This is a genomic window from Agrococcus sp. GCM10030265 (assembly GCF_042666675.1).
In the GTDB taxonomy this organism is placed as follows: domain Bacteria; phylum Actinomycetota; class Actinomycetes; order Actinomycetales; family Microbacteriaceae; genus Agrococcus.
Map to the genome: position 1 here is coordinate 74283 of NZ_JBHTCZ010000001.1, position 26614 is coordinate 100896.

The window sequence follows — 26614 nt, forward strand, 5'->3', positions numbered from 1 at the left end:
GTCGCGAGGGGTTCACCGCGACGCGGCCGCCCGTCGTCAGCGTGCGTCGCTGAGCGCGTCGTCGAAGAACGACTGCGCGTCGAAGACGGCGTCGTCGCCGGTGACCGTGCCGTCCGGCAGGAGCACGCCGCGATCCTCGTGCTCGTCCTCCTCCTCGGGCACGTAGCCCGCCGTGGGGGCCTTCGGGATCCAGGTGGTGCTCGACGACGGGGCGGACGACGGGGCCGCCGCCTGCTGCTCGGGCGCCGCCTGCTGCGGATCGTCGCGCTCCTCGAGCGCACGCGTCGCGGCAGGCGCCTGCGCGGGGTCATCGCCGACGTCGCGCGACGAGCCGACGACCGGGTCGGCGCCGCGCGACGAGCCGACGTCGCGCGACGAGCCCGCGTCGACGACCGGGGCGGCGTGGCCGACCGGGTCGGTGCGGACGACCGGGTCGGCGCTGCGCGACGAGCCGACGTCGCGCGACGAGCCGGCCTCGACGACCGGGGCGGCGTCGGCCTCGGAGCCGCGCTGCACGGCCGACACGGGATCGCCGGCGTCCCGCGCGGGCAGCGGTCGGGGTGCCCGCACCTCCGTGCGCTCGACCCGAGCATCGACGGCCCCTCCGGCGTCGCGTGCCGCCGCCGCGCGTGCTCGCTCGCCGGAGCCGCCGCCCCCGCTCGACGCCTCCTGCGACCGCGCATCCGCCGCGCGCTGCACCTGGGCGCGCTCCCTCGCGACACGCTCCGCCTCGACCCTCCGGGCCCTGCGCAGCTCGGCCTCCGCGCTCCTGACCTCCTCCTGCTGCTCCTGCCGCTCCTGCTCGGCGGTCGCGCGCTCGGCGTCCTCGGCCCGCTCGCGCTCCCTCCGCGCCTGCTGCTCGATCGCCTCGCGCTCTCGCCGCTCCTGGGTCGCACGCGCAGCCTCGTCGCGGCGCGCCTGCGCGCGGTCGGATGCACGCTGCCGCTCGCGCCCCACGCGCTCCTGCTCTGCACCCCTCGCCGCGGCTCGCGCCGCCGCGTCGTCGCGCTCCTGCTGCGCACGCGCCTCCTCGTCGCGGCGCGCCTGCTCGCGATCCGACGCCCGCTGCCGATCGCGTCGCTCGCGCTCCCGCTCGGCGTCCCGCGCCGCATCGCGTGCCGACGCGTCGTCGCGCTCCTGCTGCGTGCGAGCCTCCTCGTCGCTGCGCGCCCGATCGCGATCCGACTCGCGCTGCCGCTCCCGCCGGGCCATCTCGCGCTCGCCACGCTCGGCGCGCTCGCGAGCGTCGCCATCGGCTCGCTCCTCGGTCGTGCGCGCCGCCTCGTCGCGCTGCGCCTGCGCATGCTCCGACGCCCGCTGCCGCGCACGCTGCGCCCTGTCCTGCTCCGCACGCTCGGCGCGCTCGCGAGCCGCACGATCGGCCTGCTCCTGCTCGACGCGCGCCGCCTCCTCGCGCTCCTCCTGCGCACGATCCGAGGCCCGCTGCCACTCCCGCGCGGCCCGCTCCTGCTGCTCGCCCTGCATGCGCTCCCGCGCCGCCGCATCGCCGCGCTCCTGCTCGACCCGCGACGCCTCGTCGCGCTGCGCCTGCGCACGATCCGTCGCCCGCTGCTGCGCGCTCGCACGATCCGACTCGGCACGCTCGTGCGCGGCACCCTCCTGCGTCACGCGCGCCGCCTCGTCGCGCTGCGCCTGCGCACGATCCGCCGCCCGCTGCTCCGCGCGCCCGGCCCGCTCGCGCTCCGCATCCCGCGCGAGCTCCGCCGCCGCCGCGTCGCCGCGCTCCTGCTCGATGCGCGCCGACTCGTCGCGCTGCGCCTGCGCACGCTCGTCCTCCCGCCGACGGTCCCGAGCGATGCGCTCCTGCTCCGCGCGGTCGGCGTCGACCGGCTCCCCCGTCGCAGCGGCGGCGGCGTCGCGCTCCGGCGACCCCTCCGCGTCGACCGGCTCCCGCGTCGGGTCTGCGACGCCCTCGCCCTCCGGCGATCCCTCGGCGTCGACCGGTCGCGCCACCTCGGCGGCCGCGGCGTCAGCCCCGAGCGACCCCTCGGATGCGACGGACCCCGCCGTCGCGTCGGCGGCGACCTCGCCCGCCGCAGGGCCGTCGGGCGCGATCGGCGCATCCCCGGTGGCGCCGATCGCCGCGTCGCCCTCGAGCGACCCCCCGAGCGACCCCTCGGCGGCGACCGACTCCCCCGTCGCACGCACCGCGGGCTCGCGAGCCGCACGATCCACTCGCTCCTGCTCGACGCGCGCCGCCTCCTCGCGCTCCGCCTGCGCACGATCCGCCGCCCGCTGCCGCTCCCGAGCGGCCCGCTCCTGCTGCTCGTCCTGCGCAGCCTCGCGCGCCACCGCGTCGGCCCGCTCCTGCTCGGCCCGCGCCGCCTCGTCGCGCTCCGCCTGCGCACGATCCGCCGCCCGCTGCTGCGCGCTCGCACGATCCGCCTCTGCACGATCGAGCGCGGCACCCTCCTGCGTCGCGCGCGTCGCCTCGTCGCGCTGCGCCTGCGCCCGATCCGCCGCCCGCTGCTCGTCGCGCCGCGCCCGCTCCCGCTCCTCGGCCGTCGCCCGATCCCGCGCCGCCGCGTCGCCGCGCTCCTGCTCGACGCGCGCTGCCTCGTCGCGCTGCGCCCGCGCACGCTCGTCCGCCCGCTGGCGATCCCGCGCGACGCGCTCCCGCTCCGCACGATCCGCCTCGCCGCGCTGCTCCGCGTCCGCGCGCTCCTGGCTCGCGCGCGCCGCCTCGTCGAGCTCGGCCTGCGCACGATCGTCGACGCGCTGCTGGGCCCGCTCGGCCCGCTCCCGCGCGTCGCCGCGCGCACGCTCGCGCGCCGACGCGTCGTCCTCCTCCTGCTGCGCTCGCCGCCTCTCGTCGCGACGCGCCTGTGCGCGATCCTCCGCGCGCGTGCGCTCCCGCTCGGACCGCTCCCGCTCGGCGCGGTCGGCCGCGGCACGCCGCTCCCCGTCCGTCCGCTCGGCTGCGGCACGCGCGGCCTCGTCGCGCTGCGCCTGCGCACGATCCGCCGCACGCTCCTCGTCGCGCGCGGCCCGCTCCTGCTCCTCGCCCCTCGCCCGCTCTCGGGCCGAGGCGTCGGCTCGCTCCTGGCGCTCGCGCGCCGCCTCGTCGAGCTGCGCCTGCCGACGCTCCGACGATCGCGTCGCAGCCGCTCGCTCGCGCTCACCCTCGACGTCGGGCATCGACAGGCCGAGCCCGGCGAGCTGCTGCTCCCACACCTGCAGCACGATCGGCACGTCGATCTCCTCCGGCCGTCGCGGACCACCGCTGCTCACGATCGTGCTCGTGCCCGCCTGCACGCGGAGGCGCAGCGTGGCGTCGACGATCACCGACCTGCCTGCGTGCGTGTAGGTCTCGGAGGTCTTGACGTCGACGCCCTGCGCGCTGCTCCGACTCGACGCGACCGAGTACGAGGGCACGAGGCCGCCCACGACCACGCCGGGCTCGGTCACGCCCACCGCGGTGAGCGGCAGGGCCAGGCCCTTCTCGTCGCCGCGCTTCTGCCCGTCGGTGAGGCCGCTCGAGAGGTCGACGGTGTGCTTCAGCGTGGCCTTCGGCGCGGGGACGCCCACGCGCACCCGGGGGGTGACGAGTGCGCCCGAGATCGACACGTCGGCGAGCACGTCGCGCAGGGCACCTCCGCGAGCGATGAGCCGATCGGGATCGAGCTGCGCACCCGACACGATCGTCGGGATGGCGTTGAAGAGCATCTGGTTCGACAGCACGGCGTCGATGGCGTCCGCGTAGGCGTCGCCGTCGCGGGTCGCGCCCCTCGTGCCGAGCTGGGCCATCGCACCGTCTCGCACGGCCTGGATCGCGTCGGAGTCCCAGGTCACGGGGCGCCACGCCCCCACGGCGGGCAGATGGATGTCCTCGGCATCCGCCTCCGGCTCGACGGGCTGCACCTCGGGCGAGTCCTGCGGCACGACGAGGTCCACGAACCCCTCGGCTGCGAAGCTCCCGATGCCGCGGTGGTCGCCTCCGCTCAGCGTGCGCGGGACGAACGGGTCGACCACGGGGCCGAGCACGTCGTGCATCGTCAGGTCGACCGTGAACGTCGCAGGCACGCGGTGCTGCTCGAGCTCGGAGAACTCGACGGTCGACGACACCTTCGACGGACCGGGCCGCGTCGTGCTCGACTCGGTGGTGCGGTCGACGACCCCGCGGTCGAACTGCAAGCCTGCCTCGCCGCCCACGTCGGAGACGCCCTGCGCGCGATGGAAGTAGCCGGCCCTGCCGAAGACCCCCAGCGTCCACTGCCTCGACCGCGACGTCTTGCCCGAGGCTCCGCTGCTGCGCTCGGTCGACAGCGTCTCGCCGCGCAGCGGGGTCCGCGCCGGCGCCGCGTCCGTCGCCGCAGCCTTGCCCTTGCCCTTGCCCTTGCCCTTGCCCGACTCGGGTGTGCGGGTGGCCGACAGCTCGATCGTGATGCTCCGCCGCCGGAACGTGCCTGCGTGCAGGGGCACCGTGACCCGCTTCGGCCGCACGAACGCGTCGCGGAGCGCCACGGAGCCCTCGGCCGGCGTGGTGAGCGCGCGCACCTCGGCGAGCACGGTCGCTCGATGCCCGCGATCCAGTCCCGCAGCCTCGAGGCTCGCCTCGATCGCCGCGAGGTCGACGGGCACGACGCCCCCGGACACGACGGCATCCGAGTCGTGCTCGAGGTGCGTGGGGCGAGGCTCCGGCTGCGGCGCGGGATCCCGTGCGACCTCCGAGATCTCGGCGCCGTCGTCGACGGCACGCTGCGGCGCTGCGGCGAACGGCTCGAGCTCGGGCGGCAGGTCGACGCCGTGCTTCTGCAGCAGCGCCACCGCCTCCTGCACCGGCATCTCGACGTCGACGGATGCCGGCTCGTACCGGGCGAACGTCGGGTTCCCGTAGCCCGTCCTCCAGCGCCAGCCCCGCAGCTCCATCGACGGCGTGTAGACGCGCTCGGAGTCGAAGCGCAGCACGGCCGTCGGGCCCTTCCTGCTGCGCTCGTTCGTCATGCCCGAGGAGTGCTCCTGCTCCGTCGCGCCGCTCCACGTGCGGCCGCCCTTGACGCCTCCGTGGATGAGCGCGTTGTGCTCGGCCCCCGGCGGGGTCGCGCGCAGCAGGCCGTCGCCCCCGAGGTTGACGCTCCACTCCTTGCTCGTGCCGACGGATCGGTCGCCGCCGTCGGCACGGGTGAGCGTCCGGTCGGGTCGGGTCGAGACGAAGGTGGGGTTCGCGAAGCGCTGCTGCACGTCGAGGGAGCCGCGCAGGTCGCGGATCGTGCCCGGCAGGTGCATCGCACCCGTCTGCATCGTGCGACCGTGCAGCCCCGCCTGCGCGACGGATCGCAGCCCGCCGTAGGAGGCGATCCGCTGCGTGGTCGCCCCGGGGACGGTGCCCGGCTTGGTGAACGGCGACAGCGTGAGGAGGGGTCGGCCGTCGACGGCGGTGAATCGCCGCGACCCCCAGCTCGAGTGGTTGCCGCTGCCGAGCGGCGATCGGTGCTGGTGCCCATCGCCTCGCGCGTCGTCGGCGCGCTTCGAGAGCGACGCCTCGATCAGCTCGCCGTGGGCGCGCTGCCCCACGACGCCCTCGATCTTCGCGAAGGCGCCGAAGTCGGCCGGGTCGACGGCTGCGAAGTCGGCGCGGCGTCCTCCGACGACGGTGCTCGCCACCCGATCGCCCGCGGGCTCGACGTCGACGTGCGGCCTGCGCACCCGCACGCCGTCGATCGCCACGGACGTCGACGCCTGACGGCGCCCCGTCGGGTCGCCGGGGCCCTCGATGCGCTGCCTGTCCGCCGCAGGTCCGCTGCCGAGCATCCGGCCTCCGAAGAGCGCGACCTGCAGGACGTTCGCGTCCTTCGTCGACTCGTGCACGAGGGTGAGTCGCGTCGTCGCGTCGTGGATGCTGACGTCGGACGTGCCCGCCGCCGATCGGTCGCCCTGCGTCGAGGTCCCGCTGCTGAGCTTCTTGGAGCGCTTGTAGCCGGTGACGACCTGGAGGACGCCGGAGCCCCACGTGCGGCCACCGGCTCCGATGATGAGCTGCCCGCCGAGCGTCAGACCCACGCCCGCCTTCGTGCTCCTCGTCACCTCGCGCTTCGCACCGAGCGACTCCTTCTGCGTGCTGTCGAGGTCCTTCGCCATCGTGTCGGCCGCGCCGAGATCGATGTCGGCCGTCATCGTGACGCGATGCGTGCGGCCCCCCTCCTGCCACTCCGCCGTGAGGCTGCCTGCGGCCGCGTCCTCCATCCCGAGCGTGCCGCGCGCCTCGGCGAAGCGCGCCGCGACCGCCGCCGTGCCCGCCTCGGAGAGGCCCAGATGCTCGGCGATCGTCTGGTGCACGTCGGGTGGCACGGAGACGATGGCGTCGCGGGACGGGTCGTACTCGCCCTCCTCCCGCACCGGGCCGAGCGCTGCGGCGGCACGACCGGTCGCCAGCACGTCAGCGGGAAGCCAGAGGCCGCGGCGCTCGGCGTCGGCGATCGGCACCGAGAACGTCGATCGCACCTCGACGCGCTGCGGTGCGCCGCGACCGTCCGCGATCTCGACCGTGCGGCTCAGGGCGTACACGGCGACGGGATCCTCGTCGCTGCGCGACGCCGACCGCTTCTGCTCGCTCGAGCCGCCGACCTGCTCGTTCGTCGACAGCGTGAGGCCACCGCCGCCGCGGACGACGCTCGTCTTCCCGCCGCGCGAGCCCACCGTGATGCTCGCGTCGCCGCTCTTCGACCAGCCCGCCGTGAGCGCGAGGTCCTGCGTGAGCTTCGACGACCCCGCGACGGTGCCGAGGTAGGTCGCCTTCGGCGCATCCCTGCCTGCGGTGAAGGTCATCGAGTCGCCCCGCTCGCGGCTGTCCGCGGGGGCCACGAGCGCCTTCGTGAGCGCATCGACGTCGCGCTGCGTCCGCGGCCGCAGGTCGCCGTGCGTCAGCTGCGTGACGCGGCGCGGCGCGATGCCTCGCAGCCGGACGTGCCCATCGCGCGTCGCCCTCGGCGACGAGGTGCCGTCCTGCGCGTTCGCGGTCGCGACGTGCGTGACGTCGGGCATGGTCAGCTGCACGTCGACCTGCACGGGCGTCGTGACCGCGTCCGTCGTGAGGACGAGGCTCAGGGTCGCGGCCGCGGGCTCCGCCTCGACCTTCGGGGCGATCGCCTCGCTCGCCGACTCCTTGACGGCGAGATCCTGCGACGTCGAGCTCGCGATCGTGCCGCTGAGCGCCGGGAGCAGCGGCGGGCTCCCCGGCAGCGGGAGCGCGATCGCCATGCTCAACGCGGCCTGCGCCTCCACCTTGGTCGTGGCGCTCACCGACGTCTTGCTCGACCTCGACACGGCCTCCGTGCGGCCGTAGACGTCGCGGGCGATCGCGTCGGGGTCGGGCTTCGACTCGCCCGTCGACGTGCCGCCGGTCTCGTCGGTGGTGGTCGGCGCCTGCCTCGGCGGCACGGTGAGGCGATCCCAGCGGACGGACGCCGTCGTGCCGTCGACCGTCATGGAGCCCGCACCGAGCACGGCGCGCCACGCCCTGGCGACCTCGGCCGGCGTCGACGCGTCGTGCAGCTCGAGCGCGTCGTCGACCCGTCGCGGATCGACGCCGAGGTGCGTGGCGACCTGCGCGCGCAGGGCGTCGTGGTGATCGATCGCGGTGATCGGCACGGGCTGGTTCCGCAGCAGCGCCTCCCACGGGTGGGGGTCCGGCTCTCTGGCCGCGCGGCCGCCGAGCTCCATCGACGCGTCCGGCTCGGGTGCGCGTGCGTCGGATGGCCCTCCCGATCGCCGCAGCGATGCCCGCGCCGTCTGCAGCCACGACGCGGGCCCTCGGGAGGCGCGAACGGGTGCCGGGGGCGTTGCCCGCTCGTGCATCCGGCGCTCGGTGGGAAGCGGCCGCGCAGGCGTGGGGGCCTGCGACCCCGTCGCTGCCCGCGCCTCGGGACGCGCGCGCGTGCCGCCGACCGGAGCGCCCGACGCCGCGGCGGCCTGCGGCTTCGGAGCCTGCGGCTTCGGAGCCTGCGGCCTCGGAGCCTGCGCCGCCGTCGTCGACGGTGGCAGCGCGCCGTGGGGCGTCGGGGTGAAGCCCGCACGCTGCGGCGTCGCATCCCGCCAGGTCGCGTGGATGTGCGCGACGTCGACCTCGGTGAGGTACGGCGGCGTGCCCGTCGCATCCTCCCCGCGGCGCGGGAGGTCGTGCACGTCGTCGCCCATGACGCCCGGTCGCTGCTGCGTGCGGAGGAGGTGGTGGCCAGCGCGGTAGCCCTCGCGCGCCCCGACGAAGTGCAGGACCTCGTGCACGAGCTGCGGCGCACGGGCCGGGTCGGTCGACCATGCGCGCTGATGGATGTCCGCGCCGTCGTGCACCGTGACGCGCACGCGGTCGCTCGGCGGCGCGTCGCTCGGCACGAACGTCGGGTCGAGGCGCACGTGCATCGTGTGCGTGCCTCCGAGTGCGTGCCGGCCGTTGACGAACTCGTCGAGGTGCGCCTGCACGTCGTCGGTGACCGCGCGCAGCCGCTCGGGCGTCATCCCATCGACGTCCGACGTGATCTCGACGGGCACCTCGAAGAGGCGGATGCGCTCGCCGTCGACCGTGAGGTCGCGCGACACGTAGTCGACGGTGGCGATCTCGCCGCGGATGCCGAGCCCGGGCCCCTCGGGACGCGTGGGCGTGAAGATCTCGGTGCGCAGCTGCCTGGGTGCTGCCTGGTCGTATGCGGCCTGCCACGCGGGCGTCGGCGCCGCAGGGGCCTGGTCGCGCGACGGGACGGCGGTCGCGTCGGCGGTCGCGATGCTCGGGGCATCGGTGGTGGTGTCGGCGTGCGTGTCCGTGTCCGACGTGTCGGAGTCGGTGTCCGTGCTCGACGTGTCGGTGTCGGTGTCGGAGTCCGTGTCCGTGCTCGACGAGTCGGGGTCGGTGTCGGAGTCCGTGTCGGTGTCGGTGTCCGTGCTCGACGTGTCGGTTTCCGTGTCGGTGTCCGTGCTCGACGTGTCGGTGTCGGAGTCCGTGTCGGTGTCGGTGTCCGTGCTCGACGTGTCGGTTTCCGTGTCGGTGTCCGTGCTCGACGTGTCGGTGTCGGAGTCCGTGTCGGTGTCGGTGTCCGTGCTCGACGTGTCGGTGTCGGAGTCCGTGTCGGTGTCGGTGTCTGTGCTCGACGTGTCGGTGTCGGAGTCCGTGTCGGTGTCCGTGCTCGACGCGTCGGACTCCGTGCTCGACGCGTCGGGGTCCGTGTCCGTGCTCGACGTGTCCGTATCCGTGTCCGTGTCCGACGTGTCCGTGTCCGACGTGTCGGAGTCGGTGTCCGTGTCCGACGTGTCCGTGTCCGACGTGTCGGAGTCGGTGTCCGTGCTCGAGGTGTCCGTGTCGGTCGAGATGTGGGCAGCGTCAGGATCCGTGCCCGTCGGCGCCGCATCGGGCTGCGGTGAGGCGGCGCCCTGCTGGCTCGGTGCCGCGGCCTGGCTCGGCGTCGGGCCCGTCGTGGCGGTCTGACCGGTCGGCGTGCTCGTGGGATCGGTCGTCGGCTGCCCCTCCGACTGCGACGTGTCGACGTCGGAGTTCGACTGCGCGTCCGGGTTCGACCGCGCGTCCGGGTTCGACTGCGCGTCCGGGGTCGACTGCGCATCCGGGTTCGACTGCGCATCCGGGTTCGACTGCGCATCCGGGTTCGACTGCGCAGCCGTAATCGCCTGCGCATCCGGATTCGACTGCGCAGCCGTAATCGCCTGCGCATCCAGGTTCGACTGCGCATCCGGATTCGCCTGCGCATCCAGGTTCGACTGCGCATCCGGATTCGCCTGCGCATCCGGGTTCGACTGCGCATCCGGGTTCGCCTGCGCATCCGGGTTCGGCTGCGCATCCGGGTTCGGCTGCGCATCCGGATTCGCCTGCGCATCCGGATTCGCCTGCGCGTCCGGGTTCGACTGCGCGTCGGGATCCACCTGGGTGCCGGGGCTGGGTGCGGCGTTCGCGTTCGCGACGCCATCGCTCGTCCCGGTGGTGGCGGCGCCGGGAGCGGGCGACGACGACGGGCCGGCGGTGGGCGGCGCACCGGTGGTCGCGGCCTGCTCGGTCGGCGAGCCCTGCTCGGTCGGCGAGCCCTGCGCGATCGTCGAGCCCTGGTCGGTGGCCGAGTCCTGCGGCGACGTCGCGTCGGCGCTCGCGTCGACGTCGAGCGAGCCATCGGTCGACGTCGAGCCCTGCGAACCAGGAGCGGTCTGGTCGCCATGGCTCGTCGCGCTCTCGCCTGCGGGACTCGGGGTCGTGGTCGACGAGGCCGTCGCAGCGGCCTGCGGATCGGTCGATGGCCGCCCGCCGAGCGGATCGGGTGCGGTGCTCGAGCCGTCGACGAGCGAGCCCGCGGGCGCCACGGTGCCATCGCCGCCCCGGTCGCCGCCGGCCTCCTGCTGCGAGCCGTCCCGCAGGCCCTGGGACGTGCCCGCACCGTCGTCGGGCCGCGGACCGTCGCCTGCACCGCTGCCGCGACCCGAGGCGCTCCCCGCGCCGCCGACGGTCGCCGCTCCCGGAGCGGCCACCGCGCCCACGCCGATGCCTGGCCCCGCCTCCGCGCCGGAGCCGGTGCCCGTGCCGGTGCCCGTGCCCGTGCCCGTGCCCGAGCCGGCGCTCGTGCCGGACCCGGTGTCCGCGCCGGACCCCGTGCCCGCACCGGACCCCGTGCCCGTGCCGGAGCCGGTGTCCGTGCTGAGCGCCTGCACGGCACCGGGATCCGCCCGGGTGGGGTCGCCGTCGGCGCCGTGGCCATCCGCGGCGCCCGGCCGATCGAGGGCGGCGCCGATGTGCTGCCCAGCGGCGGTGCCGAGGCCGGTGCCGACGCTCGACGACGCGGCGGAGAGGACGCCGCCGACGCCCACCTGGAACCCCTCGCCCTGGATCGCGCTGTAGGTGCCCTCGGTCATGACCTCGACGAAGGCCTCGCCCGCGAAGTCCGTCACGATGTCCTGCGCGGTGTCCTTCCAGCCCTGGGGCCTCGGCGCGCCGCCGGAGGGCGTCGTGGGCGGCAGGTTCGCGCCGTCGGGCCCCGCGCCGCGGCCGGGGCCGCCGACGTCGACGCCGTCGCTCGCGCCGTCGCCCACGCCCCTGCCCGGGCCGGGGACGTCCACGCCGTCGCCTGCGCCGTCGCCCACGCCCCTGCCGGGACCCGGGCCGGGGATGCCTACGCCGTCGCCCGCGCCCTTGCCGAAGGCCTTGCCGACCCCCGCACCGCCGAGGATCACCGCGCCGCCGAACATGCCGGCGAGCGCGCCGCCCGCCGCGGCGCCCGACGTCTTGTCGCCGTCCCACTCGGTGCGGTTGCCCTCCGCCATCTGCGCGAGCTGCGCGACCGCGTCGATCGCGACCTCGCTGAGCACGTTGAACGCGGCGCCCTTCGCGATCTCGGCGAGCAGCTTGCGCAGCAGCGTGCGGAAGAGGATCGAGTACATCGCCTTCCGGGCGGCGAGCCACGCCATCGACGCGCCGAACGACGGCACGGCCATGGCGATGGCCCATGCGATCTCGGCGACGAGCGCGATGAGGGCGCCGATCAGCGTGTACTTCGTGTACTCGACGTCGAGGGCCAGCTTCTCGAGGAACTGCGAGCTCGAGAGCATCGACTCGGCGACCTCGCGCAGGGCGTCGCCCTTGATGAGCGAGGCGACGTACTGGTCGTAGGCGTCGCGGCTCATGCCCGAGAAGCCCTGCTTCGTCGCGGCGAGGTCGCGCCGCACGTCGCCGTCGAGGTCGGCGAGCTCTCGCGCCGCGAGCTGCCAGCCCTGGGCGAGGGCGCGCAGCTGGTCCTCGTTGGCCATGGGGAAGCGCTCGCCCGCGAGCACGAGGAAGAGGTTCGCGGCCTCGTTGCTGACCATCAGCGCCATCGCGTCCCCTCTCCCTCGTGCCCTCCGCGGGCTTCCCGTCGGGTCCTCCGACCCGGTGCTGCTATCGCTGGTGCCTGGACTCGCGCGTCGCCGTGTCCTCGGTGTCGGCGAACTCGCGCGCGACGGTCGTCGTGTCCTCGGCGACGCCGTCGATCGAGGTCGACAGCTGGGCCATGAACTCCTTCGCGGCGGTGGCGGCAGGCACGTAGTTCGTGTCGTACGACTCCTTGAAGTCGCCGTCGCCTGCTGCGTCGGGATACCGCGACGAGAGCTGGTCGACCATCGACGAGAGTCCGTGCACGCGGCTCTGCAGGCTGCGGAGTCGACGCGCGCTGTGCCGCATGCGGTCGGGATCGGCGGCGAAGTGGTCAGCGCTCATGGCGCACCTCGCCGAACTGGGCGACGAGGCCCTGCATCATCGCCGCCATCTCGTCGGCCGAGGGCAGGCCCGCCATCGGGTCGACGCCCTCGGGGCCGCCCTCGCCGAGCAGCGCGCGGCCGCGCTCCTGCACCTCCTGCTGCGCCTGCGCGACGATCGCGACGATCTTCGAGCACAGCTCCTTCGGCGCGAGCTCGCGCCAGGACTGGCCCGTCAGGCGCAGGTCGGTGAGCACGCCCCGAGCGTCGACCGTCGCGCTCAGCACGCGATCCTTCGACGTCGCGGTGGCCGTGAGCGCGTCGACCTCGGCGGCACGCTCGGCGAGGTCGGCGTGCGTCTGCCGCACCTCGGCCATCATCTGCTCGATGTCGTCTCCGGTGAGCTGCATCATGCTCCCTCCTGCTGCGCTGCCGCAGCCTGCTGGGGCGTGCCGGGCTCGGCACGCCGCTTCGCCTCCGGGGCGCGTCCGCCTGCGACGCCTGCGGGCACGTGGGCCGGCTGCACCGGCTCGCGGTCCTCGCCGAGGCCGATGACGCCGTTGCCGTCTGCGCTGGACGTGCCCCACACGGCCTCGTCCTCGGCGAGCCACGTGTTGCGCTCGCGATCGCGGTCGCGCGAGGCCTGCGACTGCGGCGCCATCGGCATCATCCCGCCGCCGCCACCGCCCATGCCTCCGCCGGCTGCGCCGCCGTTCGCGGCACCCGCGCCGCCCGCTGCTCCACCGGCGAGGGCGCCGCCGGCCGAGAAGCCCGCGTCGTCGCGCCCGGAGCCGGTCGCACCCCACGCGTCGCTGCCCGCGCCCGCGGCACCGCCGGGTGCGCCGAAGGATGCGTCGCTGCCGAGCCCGCCGCCGGCGCCGCCGCCTGCGCCACCGAGCGCGTCTGCGGGCATCCCGCCCATGCCCGCGCCGCCGATCGGCGAGAAGCCGCCACCGCCGGCGCCGGGGAGCGAGCCGGCACCGCCTGCGCCTGCACCTGCGCCACCTGCGCCTGCGCCACCGCCGGCGGCGAAGTCGTCGGCATCCCAGCCGGCGTCGCCCTGGATCGGGTCGAAGTCCGCGCCGACGCCGGTCGACCAGTCGCCGCCTGCACCGGCGCCGGCACCAGCCCCGCCACCGGCCGACCAGTCGCCACCGGCACCGCTGCCCGCGCCGCCACCGGCAGCCCAGTCGCCACCGATGCCAGCGCCACCACCGGCAGCCCAGTCGCCACCGACGCCAGCGCCACCACCGACGCCCGCGTCAGCACCCAGGCCCGCGCCGCCACCGGCAGCCCAGTCACCACCGACGCCAGCACCACCACCGGCAGCCCAGTCACCACCGACGCCAGCGCCACCACCGACGCCCGCGTCAGCACCGAGGCCCGCGCCGCCACCGGCAGCCCAGTCACCACCGACGCCCGCGCCACCACCGGCAGCCCAGTCGCCACCGACGCCAGCACCACCACCGACGCCCGCGTCAGCACCCAGGCCCGCGCCACCACCGGCAGCCCAGTCGCCACCGACGCCAGCACCACCACCGACGCCCGCGTCAGCACCCAGGCCCGCGCCACCACCGGCAGCCCAGTCACCACCGACGCCAGCACCACCACCGGCGCCCATGCCGGCGCCCCCGAGTCCGGCGTCGTCAGACGACCACCCGGCGCCACCGGGCGATCCCGCGACGTCGCCGCCGATGCCCGCACCGCCCGTCGACCAGTCGCCGGCCGCGCCGCTGCCGCCCGCGCCGGTGTCGCCGCCGGCCGTGCCGCCGAGGCCACCCGGGCCGTCCCAGCTCGCTCCGGCACCCGCACCCGCGCCTGCTCCGACGCCCGCGCCGCCGCCGAGGCCGGCGCCGCCATCGTCCTGCCCCACGGCACCGAGGCCGCCCGGCGCCACCGCGCCGGCGCCGCCCAGGTCGCCGGAGCCCGCCCAGGCGCCCTGGCCCGCTCCGCCGACGCCCGCGCCGCCACCGGACTCGGAGGGGGCGGTGAGGTCGGAGAAGGCCGTGCTCGGATCCTCCAGCTCGGGCATCGCGACGTCGCCTGCCGCCGCCGCGCCGCCGTCGTCCTGGCCGGCCGCGCCGGAGCCGGGCCGCTGCCCGTTCGATCCGCTGCTCGAGCCTCGCGCGCCGCCGAAGGAGCCTCCGCCTCCGCCGGGCGCGCCGACGACGCCGACGCCCCCGACGCCCTGGCCGCCCCCTGCGTCGTCCGCAGACCACGAGGCGGAGCCGTCTCCGCCGAGGTCGCCCCCGACGCCGGCGCCACCGCCGCCGCCGAGATCCCCTGCGCCGCCGAACCCGCCGGAGCCGTCGCCGAACGCTCCAGAGCCACCGAGGCCGGCGGAGTCGCCGCCCGCGCCCGATCCGCCGACCACGCCGTCGCCGCCACCGCCGAAGCCTGCGCCACCGCCTCCCGCCACGTCGCCACCGGCGCCGGCTCCACCACCGGGGCCCTCGCCGAAGATGCCGTCGCCGTTGCCGCTCGCGCCCCCGACGCCATCGCCGCCGCCACCGACGCCGTCCCCGCCGGGACCGTCGCCGCCGATGCCACCGGGACCCTCGCCGAAGACGCCGTCGCCGTTGCCGCTGTCGCCACCGACGCCGTCACCACCGCCGGGCCCGTCGCCCCCGATGCCATCGCCGCCGCCCGGACCGTCGCCGCCGACGCCATCGCCGCCCGGCCCGTCGCCGAAGATCTCGTCCCAGTTCGGGCCGTCGCCGCCGCCACCGGGGCCGTCGCCGCCGACGCCGCCGCCACCCGGGTAGTCGGGGGTCGTGCTCTCGGCCGTCGCGGTCGGGTCCTGCATGTCCTTGAGCGCCCGCAGCGACGAGCGCATCGCCGTCTCGAGCGTCTGCTGCGCCGTGAAGACCTCGCGCGCCATCGTCGCCAGGACGTCGCGGACCGACTGCGAGATCGCGCGATTGATCTGGCCGTAGGTCGCCTCGCTGCGCAGGTCGCCGCCGACGCTCGTGAAGCCCGCGGGCGCCATGCCGGCGCGGTCGCCCCACGTGTAGGCGGCGAACACGCCCTTCGCGTGCTCGACCGTCATGCCGTTGCGACCGCGGGCACCCGCGCGCCACTCCCGGTCGGCCTGCTCGATGTACTGGACGATGTCCTCCATCACGGCCGACTTGGCCTGCGCGGCCAGGGCGCCCATCGCCGGCCCGTGCTGGTTCCAGGTGCCGAGCACCGACGTCATGAAGGTGCGCACCGCGGCCGCCACGCCCTCGAGCCCGGCGGCGACGCCGCCGTCGTCGGTGAGCTGGCGGTGCATGGCCTCGAGCGACTTCTGCTGCGCCGTGAGCTGCGCGAGCAGCGCGGCGGCCGCGGATCCGCGGATCGACGAGTCGTCGGCGCCCAGCGCCGTCGCGAGCGCCGAGATCTGCTCGGCGTTCTGACCGGTGACCGTCGTGAAGTTGGCGAACAGGGCTGCGGCCGTGTCGGCGCGCCTGGCGCTGAGGCCGGGCGAGTCGTCGTCGGCGATCGTCTGGATGTTGCGGCGCAGCGCCTCGTACGCATCCGAGAACTGCGGCATCGCGCCGGGATTGTTGATGAGCTCGTAGGAGCGGACGTCGTCCTCGTAGTGGTAGTACCCGTACCGCATGTTCGCCGACCACGCGCCGCGGCCGTCGCCGCCGGGCGTGCCGGTGATCCATCCGCTCTTGGCGTCCTGCATCTGCTCGAGGACGGTCGCGAGGCCGCTGTCCTCCACGCCGGTGACGAGGGCGAGGAGCGCCTCGAGACCCATGCCGCCCGTCGCGGTCGATCCGCTCGACGAACCCCCTCCGCCCGAGGCTCCGTGGTCGCCCGAGCCGCCGTTCGTCTCGTCGTCGGCCATGTCGTCTCCTCGTGCGCAGGGGGTTCGTGTGGGTGGGCGGGGCCGTCAGGCCTGGGCGTCGGCGACGCTCAGGTCGTCGGTCTCCTCGAAGAGCCGCTCCGCCTTCTCCAGCTGATCGCGGAACTCGGGGAGGGTCTTGTCGGTGAAGGTGTCGGTGAACTGGCGCACCTGGCCGGCGAGCGCCGACACGTCGTTGCCGACCTGCACGGCGACCTCCCAGCGCGCCGCCGCGGGCTGCGCCCGCAGGTCCGTGCCGATCGCGTAGCCGTCGGTGCCGTAGAGGGCGTCGTCGTTCGTCCGCTCGACGTCCGAGACGAGCGCCTGCACCTTCTTGTACTGCTCGCGATCGAACGCGACGCGGGTGCCGTCGTCTGCCATGGTCTTCTCCTCTGGTCGTGGAGCGCGGGGTGCCCGCCGTGCGGCGGGCACCCCGTGATGCTCAGCTGAAGACGGCCGCGCCTCGCACGTCGCCGTCGAAGAACTCCTCGCGCACGCGCACGGCGGCGTTCTTGATGTTGAGGCCCGCCTGCTGGACCTCCTGGTACTCGGTGTTCCAGCGCTGCTGCAGCTCGCCCCACACGGGCAGCGAGCGACCCCACTGGGCCTCGCCCATCGGGCGGATGGTGTCGTAGATGCTCTGCAGGATCTGCTCGACCTCCTGGCAGGAGCTGTTGAGCGACTGGTTGGCCACCTCGAACTGGACGAGGTCGACGTTGAAGGACATGTCGGTTCCTTTCGTGGAAGGGGTGAGGGTCAGGCTGCGGCGCTCGACGTCGTCGAGTCGTCGGTGCTGGTGCGCTGCGAGAGGAGCGTCTGGACCTGGGTGTTCAGGACGTCGAGCTTGTTCTTGATGTCGCTGTACTCGCCCTGCCACTCGGTGAGGCGCTGGCGGAGCACGGTGCCCGCCTGCGCCTGCGCCGCGGAGGCGATCGTCTGGGTGGCGTCCTCGACTCGGCCGCGTGCGGCCTCCATCGCGGAGACCTGCTCCATCGTGCGGCTGATGATCTGCTGCAGGGTGCCTGCTTCGAATCCGGTGAGCTGTGCCATGGGGTTCTCCTTCGTCGGTCGGTGTTCTCAGGGTCGGATGCTGGTCGGGGTGGTCATGAGGTCGGATGCGTGCGTCGTCGGCGGTCTCCTGTCCTACGTCGCGATCGTCGGCCCCGTCGGCAGTAGGGCGAGGAGCGCTGCTGGCACGGCGGGGGAGCTGGAGGCATCGAGCCCGAGGGCGGATGCGGTGGCGGCGTCGGCGACGGGGTACTTGCTGCCGTCGTCGGCGACGAGGTAGAGGCCGGTGCCGCTGACGCCGGGCGCTGCGGCCGAGGCGGCGAGGAGGCCGGCGCCCGGGGCGACGTCGACGGCGCCCGCCGCGTCGGCGAGGGTGGTGGCGTCGACGGTCGCGATGCTCGTCTCGCCGTCGGTCCACACGGAGCACGGCGCGTCGCCTGCGGCGCGCGGGCTCGGCGGCGTCTCGGGCAGCTCCGCCTGCCAGGCGGCGGCGTCGGTGATCGGCGCGGCGACGAGGTCGCGACGCGTGAGGGTGCGCGGCTCGGGGAGGGCCGACTCCTGCTCGGCGGACAGCAGGGCGGCGACGGTCTCGGTGATGGGCATGAGCCCGTCCTCGGTCACGACGTAGCGGGTGCCCTCGCCGTCGGCGTCGACGACCTGGCCGAGCGTCGTCGGCTCGCCGGCGATCGTGGGGCCCTCGCCACCGAGCGTCAGCGGGGTGAGCGCGAGGTCGCGGCCGCTCGGGATGGTGTCCAGCCACGCGGCCTCGACGGGCACGGCCGACGTGGGCTCGAAGCCGATCGCGCGGGCCGCCCAGGGGCCGGCGAGCTGCGACCGCACGCCCTGCCACACGAGCGAGAGCCGGTCGCCCGACGTCACGAGCACGGCCTCGTCGTCGCCGATGGGGGTGGCGTCGGGCGTGCCGCCGATCGCGAGCGCCGTGCCGCCGTCGGCGACGCAGGCGGTCCAGCTGGGCGGCGTCGGCTGCGGGGCGGGCAGCTCGTCCGGCAGCCCCTCCACGCCGACGGCCTGCCCGCGAGGCACGGAGGCGAGATCCTCGCTCGACACGCGGATGACGGTGGGCGGGCCGCCTGCGAGCAGCGCGGCGGATGCGAGGTTCATGACGGGGTGCAGCGTCTCGTCGATGAGCATGTAGCGGCTGCCCGTCGTCTCGTCGACGATGAGCGCACCCGGCTCCTCCCGCCACGCGTCGTTCGTCGTGAACAGGAAGATGTTGAGCACGACGACGACGACGAGGACGGCGGCTGCGACGGCGACGCCGATGCCCATGCCGGTCGACGTGCGACGCAGCGGGCGGTCGGGCGCGTCGGGGTCGGAGCGCAGCACGGCTGCCGAGAGGCGCCCGCGCAGGAAGAGGTGCGCATCCACGAGATCACGTCTGCCGTACATGTCGCTCCTCCTCTCCTTGCTTCATCTCGACCACGGCGTCGTCGCCGTGGATGGTTCACACGAGGTCGGCGATCCAGGCGTAGAGACCGACGACGGCGAGCATGAGCGCGGGCACGGCGATGGCGCAGCACCAGTGCAGGACGTCACCGGCCCTGCCCCACGTGGGCGCGAGGCGCTTGCGCGGCAGCAGCAGCGCCGCGACGCACGCGTTGGCTGCGACGACGACGAGCAGGGCGGCCGCGAGGATCTGCCACGGCGGGTCGAATGCCGCCGTCTGCGCGAGCGCGAGCACGACGAGCGGCAGCGCGGCGGCGACGAGCACGGCACCGCGCTGCAGCGTGGCGCGCAGCTCCCTGGCCTGCAGCAGCACGCCGACGCTCGCGGCGATGGTGAGCGCGACGCACGCCCAGTCCGGCCTGAGGGCGAGCACGACGATCGCGGCGCACAGCACCGCCGACCATGCGGCCCACAGCGCGGTGGCCATCGCGTGCGCGATGGTCGCGCCCCGTTCGACGTCGCGGGCGGGCACGGCGTCGAGGCCCGTCTGGAACTCCTTCGACGACAGCGGCACGGGGTCGACGGCGAGCCCACCGGTCCACGCGGCGAGGGCGGGGATGGCGCGAGCGAGCGCGAGGGCGAGCACCACGACGATCGCGGCGCCTGCGACGAGGCCCAGGCCGAGCACGAGCGGCACGGCGAGGCCGAGCACCGTGACGATGGCGGCGCCCGCGGTCGCGAGCAGCACGGGGCGGACGCCGCCGCGCGCGTAGGCGGCGGCGCCGGCTGCGCCGCCGGTGGTCGCGGCGCCGATCGCGACGGCCGCGAGCGGGGTCGCGCCGACGTCGGGGAAGAGCGCAGCGGGCAGCGCGGCGCCGGCGACGGTCGCGGCGACGACGCCCGTGCCGGTGAGCACGGATCCGATCGCGTCGTCCCACAGCCTGCCGACGAGCACCCCCGCCGCGAGCAGCACGAGCGCGAGCGAGCCCGCGACGATCGGCGCGGCCGTGCCGGTGGCGCCGGCGATCGCGACGGCGGCGAGGCATGCGACGGTCGCGGCGGCGAGCGCGGCGCGCCGCGTCCATGCGGCGGTCCAGTCGTCGTCGCGCGCGTCGAGCACCGACTGCACGCCGTCGACGAGGTCGTCGTACTGCGCCTGCGCGAGCGCGGCGGTGCGCGGCCGCAGGTAGAGCACGTCGCCGTCGAGCAGCCCGGCGGATGCCGTGCCGAGGTCCTCGTCGAGCGGCGGGTGCCCGAGCCGCTGCAGCACCCAGCCGCCGTGGTCGAGGCCGCGGGTGGCGAGCATGGGGTCGAGGTGGCCGACGATCGTCGGCAGCAGCTCGGCGATGGGGATGTGCGAGGGCACGGCGAGCTCGACGCGCGACGTCGGCCCGACGACGCTGAGCCTGCACATGTCGCCGGCACCCGCGGCGGCGACGGATGGCTCGGCGGCCTGCGCCGTGCCCTGTGCCGCACCGGTCTCCATGCGCTGATCGAGCGTCGTCATGCAGTGCACACGCGCGGCGACGAGCGGAGGGTTCACGCGACCGGTGCGCTCCACCTCACGTCGCGTGCGTCGGCCCTCGGCCGATCGCTCGACCCGACGCGGCCGCCTCGACCCGCCATCCCCGGCCTCGTCCATCCCGGGTGAACCCCGCGAGGGGGTCGCAGCCGTGGGAGGGGTGACACGCATCGAGGAGAGCCGAGATGAGCACCATCCCATTCCGCAGGCAGCAGCGGGAGAAGCCGCCCGAGCTGCCCTCGGGCGACATCGAGCTGCAGGAGCCGCCGTCGCTGCCGGAGCTGCAGCCGAAGGATCCGGTCGCGATGCTCATGATGGTGCCGATGATGCTCATCAGCGGCGTGATGATGCTCGTCTTCCTCGGCCAGCGGAACCCGGCGCTCGCCGTCGGCCTGTTCCTCGGCATGCTCGCGCTCGCCGTGCTGATGGTGCTCGTGCAGCTCACGCGCGCAGCCGCCGAGCGTCGCACGACCGTGCGCGGCGATCGCCGCGACTTCATGCGCTACCTCGGCCAGGTGCGCGACAAGGTGCGCGGCGCCGCCGCCCAGCAGCGCGCGTCGCTCATGTGGCGGCATCCCCATCCCGCGTCGCTGTCGAACGTCGCGATGACGGCGAGGCTGTGGGAGCGTCGCGGCAGCCACGGCGACTTCGGCGAGCTGCGCATCGGCACGGGCTCGCACAGCCTGAGCCAGCGCATCACCCCGCTGTCGACGAAGCCGATCGCCGACCTCGAGCCGCTCTCGGCTCGCGCGCTGCGGCGCTTCATCGCCGTGCACGGCTCGGTGCCCGACCTGCCCGTGTCGCTGTTCGTGCGGCGCCTCGCCGACATCCGCCTCATGGGCGACGAGGATGCGGCGCGCGGCATGGTGCGCGCGCTCGTGGCGCAGGCCGTCACGGCGCACGCGCCCGACGAGCTGCGCATCGCGATCTGCACGACGCCCGAGCGTGCGGCCGACTGGGACTGGGTGAAGTGGCTGCCGCACGCGCAGCATCCCAGCAGCCAGGACGGCGCGGGATCCGCGCGGCTGTTCGCCGTCGACGTCGCCGAGTTCGTCGACCTGCTCGACGGCGAGCTCAACGGCCGCTCGCGCTTCGAGCCCGGCGCCTCCCCCACCGCCGACGAGCCGTACCACGTCGTCGTCTTCGACGGCGTGGCTCCCCCGACGGGCTCGCGGGTCGCCTCGGCCGGCTACCGCTGCACGACGACGATCACGCTCGGCGTCGAGGTCGACGAGAGCGACACCTCGGGGCTGCTGCTCGACGTGCAGCCGGACGCCGTGCACATGCTGCGCACCGATCGCACCGAGGGCGTGCAGCGCACGGCCCTCTGCGCTCCCGACGGCATGGGCGTCGCTGCGGCGACGGCGCTCGCGCGCGTCATCGCGCCGTATCGCGTCGGCAGCAGGTCGGCGGATGCGAGCGAGCCGATGGTGTCGGACTTCGAGCTGCCGACGCTGCTCGGCATCGACGACGTCGACCAGTGGCGGCCCGAGGGCTTCATGCGCGAGGGCCTCGACCGCTCCCGGCTGCGCATCCCGCTCGGCGTCGACGAGCGCGGCCACCCCGTCGACCTCGACGTGAAGGAGGCGGCGCAGGGCGGCATGGGCCCGCACGGCCTGCTGATCGGCGCGACCGGCTCGGGCAAGAGCGAGCTGCTGCGCACGCTCGTGCTCGGCATGGCGATGACGCACTCGTCGGAGACGTTGAACTTCGTGCTCGTCGACTTCAAGGGCGGCGCGACGTTCCTCGGCCTCGACGAGCTGCCGCACGTGTCTGCGCTCATCACGAACCTCGCCGACGAGGCGACGCTCGTCACCCGCATGCAGGATGCGCTCGCCGGCGAGCTCAATCGACGCCAGGAGTACCTGCGCGCGGCAGGCAACTACTCGTCGCTGCTCGAGCACGAGAAGGCGAGGCTCGCGGGCGCGCCGCTCGAGGCGATGCCGACGCTCTTCGTCATCGTCGACGAGTTCAGCGAGCTGCTCGCATCGAACCCCGACTTCGCCGAGCTCTTCGTGATGATCGGCAGGCTCGGCCGTTCGCTCGGCGTGCACCTGCTGCTCGCGAGCCAGCGTCTCGAGGACGGCCGCATGACGAAGCTCGAGAGCCATCTCTCGTACCGCATCGGTCTGCGCACGTTCTCGGCGATGGAGAGCCGCAGCGTCATCGGCGTGCCCGACGCGCACCAGCTGCCGAACGCGCCGGGCAACGGCTACCTGCGCAGCGACGTCGCCACGCTGACGCGCTTCAAGGCCGCCTACGTCTCCGGCACCTACCGCAGGCGCACGCGCGAGCAGCGGCAGGAGGAGGTGCGTCAGCAGGTCGTCAGGTTCGGCGCGGCGCGCGTCGCGCCGCCCGCGGTCGACGAGTCGCAGCTGCCGGCGCTCGAGGATGCCGTCGTCGCGCCGCAGCCGGTCGTCGACCAGCCGTCGAGCGACGAGACGGTGATGGGGATGATCGTCGACAAGCTCGTCGGCCACGGCCCGCCCGCGCACCAGGTGTGGCTGCCGCCGCTCGGCCCTCCGCCGACGCTCGACCAGCTGCTGCCGCCGCTGCTGCCCGATCCGGATCGCGGCCTGCACGCGATCGGATGGACCGGATCCGGGCATCTGAGCGTGCCGATCGGCGTCGTCGACAAGCCGTACGAGCAGACGCGCGAGCTGTACGAGATCGACCTCGCCGGCGCGGGCGGCAACGTCGGCGTCGCCGGCGGCCCGCAGTCGGGCAAGACGACGCTGCTGCGCACGATGGTGAGCGCGCTCGCCCTCACCCACACGCCCGCCGAGGTGCAGGTGTACTGCATCGACTTCGGCGGCGGCGGACTCTCGACGCTCGAGACGCTGCCGCACGTCGGCAGCGTCGCCACCCGTCGCCAGGCCGAGCAGGTGGCGCGCACGATCGCCGAGGTCGGCACGCTGCTGCGCGATCGCGAGCAGTTCTTCACCGACGCGTCGCTCGAGGGCATGGCAGAGTACCGAGCGCGACGCGCGGCGGGCGAGTTCGCCGAGCAGCGGTTCGGCGACGTCTTCCTCGTCGTCGACGGCTGGGCGGCGCTGCGCGCCGAGCACGAGCAGCACGACATGGCGCTGCGCGAGATCGCCCGCCAGGGTCTCGCCTACGGCGTCCACGTCATGATCTCGACGAACCGCTGGACCGACGTCCACAGCTCGCTGCGCGACCAGCTCGGCACGCGCGTCGAGCTGAGGCTCGGCGACCCGATCGACTCGGTGCACGGCATGCGCAAGGCCGCCACGGTGCCGCAGCTGCCGGGCCGCGGCATCACGGTCGACGGCATGCACTTCCTCGCGGGCGTGCCGAGGATCGACGGCGCGACGAGCGTCGACGCCCTCGCCGCCGCATCGCGCGACCTCGGCGACGCCGTCGCGGAGGCGTGGAGCGGCCCTGTCGCACCGCAGGTGCGCATGCTGCCCGGCGTGCTCGACGCATCCCTGCTACCCGCGCCGACGACGCCCGGCCCGCGCATCGCGCTCGGCCACGGCGAGCAGGATCTCGAGCCCGTCTGGCACGACTTCGCCGCCAGGCCGCATCTCAGCATCGTCGGCGACTCCGCCAGCGGCAAGACGGGCGCGCTGCGCCTGCTGGCGACCGGCGTCGTCGGCGCCTACTCGCCCGACGAGGTGCGCATCACGGTCATCGACCCGCGCCGCGGCGTCGTCGAGTCGGTGCCCGATGCGTACCAGTTCGCCACGGCGTTCTCGACGGCGGCGACCGAGCAGGTCGTCGCACGGCTCGTCGCCGAGCTGCGCGAGCGGGTGCCGAGCGCCGACATCACGCCCGCGCAGCTGCGCAGGCGCGACTGGTGGAGCGGGCCCGAGCACTTCGTGCTCGTCGACGACTACGACCTGCTGCTCGGCACGATGGGCGGGCCGCTCGCGCCGCTCGTCGAGCTCATCCCGCAGGCGGGCGACATCGGCCTGCACCTCGTCCTCGCCCGGGCCGGCGCCGGCTCGAGCAGGACGGCGATGGATGCGGTGATCCGCAGGCTGCACGAGTCGAACACGCCCGAGCTCACGCTCTCGCTGCCCGCATCCGAGCCGCTCACGTTCACGCCGGGCCGCGGCAGGCCGCTGCCTCCCGGCCGCGCCGCGCTGCTCACGCGCCGCGGCGGCACGGGGCTGCAGCTCGGATGGACGGAGCCGCCGGCATGAGCGGCGCTCGCGTCGGCATGGGTTCGCGCGCGACGACGGGCCGCGTCGCCCTGCTCGCCGTCGGTGCGACGCTCGCGGCGCTCGTCGGCGTCGTCGCGCCCATCGGGCAGACGACGCAGGCGGCCGCCGAGTCGTGCGCGGCGACGGCGGGCTCGCCCGTCATCGAGGACGCGTCGTGGGGGCAGCAGCGCATGGGCGCCGAGCGCGCCTGGCCGCGCTCGACGGGCGACGTCGTCGTGGCGGTGCTCGACACGGGCGTCAGCGCGAACGCAGCATCGCTGCAGGGCGTCGTGCTGCCGGGCACCGACCTCGGCGCGGGCACCGGCGACGCCGACTGCTACGGGCGCGGCACGTTCGTCGCCTCCCTCATCGCGGGGCGGCCCGTCGAGGGCACCGCGTTCGCGGGCGTCGCCCCGGGCGCCTCGATCCTCCCGGTGCGCATCACCGACGATCCCGACGACTTCACGCTCTCGACCGATCTGCCCGGCCTGCTCGCGCGTGGCATCACGGCCGCGGTCGCCGGCGGCGCACGGGTCGTCGCCATCCCCCTCACGGCTGCGTCGACGTCGCCCGAGCTCGAGTCGGCCGTGCAGGCCGCCGTCGCCTCCGACGTGCTCGTCGTCGCCGCGGCGAGCGCCCCCACGACCGACGCGCTCGCCTACCCGGCGAGCCTCGAGGGCGTGCTGTCGGTCGCGCCCGTCGACGAGGACGGCGGCGCCGACCCCTCGACGCTCGGCGCCGAGCCCGATCTCGCAGCCCCCTCCGGGGGTCTCGTGGGTGCCGTGCCCGACGGCGCAGGTCACGTCACTGCCGACGAGGCCGACCTCGCCGTCGCGTACGCGGCGGGCGCTGCGGCGCTCGTGCGCGCCGAGCAGCCCGAGCTGACTGCCGACGAGGTGCGGCAGCGCCTCCTCTCGACCGCCGATCCGTCGACGGCGCCGATCCCCGAGGGCATGACGACGGATCCCTCGCTCGGCGCGGGGGTCGTCGACCCCGTCGCCGCCGTCTCGCGGCTCGACCCCGTGGGCGTCGTCGCCGCATCCGACGACACCCCCACCCTCGACATGCCGCCCGAGCCCGACGAGCGCCCCGCCGACCTCGCGCGCACCGTCGCGCTCGCGGCGCTCGCGGGCGTGCTCGCCCTGCTCGGCCCCGTGCTCGGCATCGTCGCGGTGCGGCGGCGCCGTGCGCAGGCACCCTGACGCGGTCGCGCCGCACATGACGGAAGCCCCGACCATCTGGTCGGGGCTTCTCGCTGGCGGTGACGGTGGGATTTGAACCCACGGTGGAGGGTTACTCCACACAACTTTTCGAGAGTTGCACCTTCGGCCGCTCGGACACGTCACCGTGGACGAGGATACACAGCATCGGGCGCTGCGCCCAAAACGGCCGTCAGCGCGCGGGCGGGAGGCGGCGGACGCGGGCGCGGTCGACGAGCACGCGCGTCGGGTCGGTCTCGCGGTCGACGAGCGTCGCGCCGTCCTCGAGCCAGCCGTAGCGCTCGTACGCGGCCTCGGCAGGCGCGTTGCCCTCGAGCACCCACAGGTACGCCTCGGCGACGCCGCTCGCCGCGAGGCGGCGCTCGACCTCGGCCACGAGCGCGCGTCCCACGCCTCCCCGCGCAGCCGACGGCGCGACGTACAGCCCGGCGAGCTCGCCCCACCCCACCCGCGAGGGCTCACGCGCTGGGCCGTACGTCGCCCATCCGACGACCGTGGCGTCGCGCTCGGCGACGAGCAGATCGTGGCGCACGTCGCCGTCGGTGCCGCGCCCCGCGAGCGAGCGCTCGAGCCAGCGCGTCCAGCTCGCGGTGCGGTCGGCCACGTCGAGCGCGTCGAGCACGGCGTCGCCGATGAGCCCGCGATACGCGTGCCGCCACGCGTCGACGTGGATGCGCGCGATCGCGGCGGCGTCGCCCACGGCCCCGTCGCGCAGCACGAGCGTCACGGCAGCACCTCGCCCAGGTCGCGGATGCGTCGCCGCTCGAGCAGCGGCACGAGCACGCCGCCGTACCCGAAGCGCTCGTCGACCCACGTGTGCCCGTCCTCGCGCCAGCCGTGCCGCTCGTAGAAGCCCGCGGCGCGGTCGTTGCCGTCGAGCACGAGCAGGCACGCGTGCGCGAAGCCGTGCTCGCGCAGGCGCCGCTCGGCCTCCGTCAGGAGCGCGTGACCCACGCCCGACGACCACGCACGCTCGAGCGCGTAGATGGCGTACAGCTGGCCGTGGCCGGGCAGGTCTCGCTGGTCGGTCGCGCCGGTCGCCGCCCATCCGACGACCTCGCCGTCGCGCTCGGCCACGAGGTCGACGGCGCGCGGATCGACGTGCCGCACCCGCCAGCGCTCGGCTCGCCGCTCGGCGTTGCGGTCCACGTCCATGCGGCGCAGCAGCGCCTCGGGCATGAGGCCGGCGTACGCGGCGCGCCACGTCTCGACCTGCACGATCGAGATCGCGCGGGCGTCGTCGACGGTCGCGGTGCGGACGGAGACGGCGGCGGGCATCCCC

General features: G+C 75.2%; 13 protein-coding genes and 1 tRNA gene. 2 read left to right on the plus strand and 12 right to left on the minus strand.

All coding sequences use genetic code 11. From position 1 onward, the window contains the following. Positions 1–36 precede the first annotated feature (36 nt). The 9 genes from ACFQPP_RS00255 to eccD form a co-directional block, all read right to left on the minus strand. On the minus strand, positions 37–11814 hold the full coding sequence (locus tag ACFQPP_RS00255) for a hypothetical protein (RefSeq protein ID WP_376914444.1): 11778 nt from the start codon (positions 11812–11814) through the stop codon (positions 37–39). Between the two features lie 61 nt (positions 11815–11875). Beyond that, positions 11876–12193, minus strand: coding sequence for a hypothetical protein (locus ACFQPP_RS00260; RefSeq protein ID WP_376914446.1), 318 nt, complete (start codon positions 12191–12193; stop codon positions 11876–11878). After that, positions 12183–12584 (minus strand): YbaB/EbfC family nucleoid-associated protein, encoded by a 402-nt coding sequence (locus tag ACFQPP_RS00265; RefSeq protein WP_376914447.1) that lies wholly within the window; start codon positions 12582–12584, stop codon positions 12183–12185. Before ACFQPP_RS00265 ends, ACFQPP_RS00260 begins: the two co-directional genes overlap by 11 nt. Continuing rightward, on the minus strand, positions 12581–16009 hold the full coding sequence (locus ACFQPP_RS00270) for a hypothetical protein (RefSeq protein WP_376914448.1): 3429 nt from the start codon (positions 16007–16009) through the stop codon (positions 12581–12583). Before ACFQPP_RS00270 ends, ACFQPP_RS00265 begins: the two co-directional genes overlap by 4 nt. A gap of 45 nt (positions 16010–16054) precedes the next feature. Next, positions 16055–16387, minus strand: a complete 333-nt coding sequence (locus ACFQPP_RS00275; RefSeq protein ID WP_376914449.1) for a hypothetical protein — start codon at positions 16385–16387, stop codon at positions 16055–16057. 61 nt (positions 16388–16448) lie between these two features. Continuing rightward, positions 16449–16733, minus strand: a complete 285-nt coding sequence (locus ACFQPP_RS00280) for a hypothetical protein (protein WP_376914450.1) — start codon at positions 16731–16733, stop codon at positions 16449–16451. A 29-nt stretch (positions 16734–16762) separates the two neighbouring features. Further along, positions 16763–17056, minus strand: a complete 294-nt coding sequence (locus tag ACFQPP_RS00285) for a hypothetical protein (protein ID WP_376914451.1) — start codon at positions 17054–17056, stop codon at positions 16763–16765. Positions 17057–17149: 93 nt separating this feature from the next. Beyond that, positions 17150–18424, minus strand: a complete 1275-nt coding sequence (gene eccB, locus ACFQPP_RS00290; protein ID WP_376914452.1) for a type VII secretion protein EccB — start codon at positions 18422–18424, stop codon at positions 17150–17152. A gap of 55 nt (positions 18425–18479) precedes the next feature. After that, on the minus strand, positions 18480–19928 hold the full coding sequence (gene eccD / locus ACFQPP_RS00295) for a type VII secretion integral membrane protein EccD (protein WP_376914454.1): 1449 nt from the start codon (positions 19926–19928) through the stop codon (positions 18480–18482). A 200-nt stretch (positions 19929–20128) separates the two neighbouring features. Here eccD and eccCa point away from each other — a divergent pair, with 200 nt between their 5' ends. Together eccCa and ACFQPP_RS00305 are read left to right on the plus strand one after the other, a co-directional pair. Then, positions 20129–24112, plus strand: coding sequence for a type VII secretion protein EccCa (eccCa, locus tag ACFQPP_RS00300; protein ID WP_376914456.1), 3984 nt, complete (start codon positions 20129–20131; stop codon positions 24110–24112). After that, positions 24109–25314 carry a S8 family serine peptidase gene (locus ACFQPP_RS00305; protein ID WP_376914458.1) on the plus strand — a complete coding sequence of 402 codons (1206 nt, stop codon included), beginning with the start codon at positions 24109–24111 and terminating at the stop codon, positions 25312–25314. Before eccCa ends, ACFQPP_RS00305 begins: the two co-directional genes overlap by 4 nt. A gap of 54 nt (positions 25315–25368) precedes the next feature. Here ACFQPP_RS00305 and ACFQPP_RS00310 read toward each other — a convergent pair. The 3 genes from ACFQPP_RS00310 to ACFQPP_RS00320 form a co-directional block, all read right to left on the minus strand. Then, positions 25369–25459: transfer RNA gene (locus tag ACFQPP_RS00310), tRNA-Ser, on the minus strand. A gap of 45 nt (positions 25460–25504) precedes the next feature. Beyond that, positions 25505–26059, minus strand: coding sequence for a GNAT family N-acetyltransferase (locus ACFQPP_RS00315; RefSeq protein WP_376914459.1), 555 nt, complete (start codon positions 26057–26059; stop codon positions 25505–25507). Beyond that, positions 26056–26610: a GNAT family N-acetyltransferase gene (locus ACFQPP_RS00320; protein ID WP_376914460.1), complete on the minus strand. Its 555-nt coding sequence runs from the start codon at positions 26608–26610 to the stop codon at positions 26056–26058. Before ACFQPP_RS00320 ends, ACFQPP_RS00315 begins: the two co-directional genes overlap by 4 nt. Between the last annotated feature and the right edge of the window lie 4 nt (positions 26611–26614).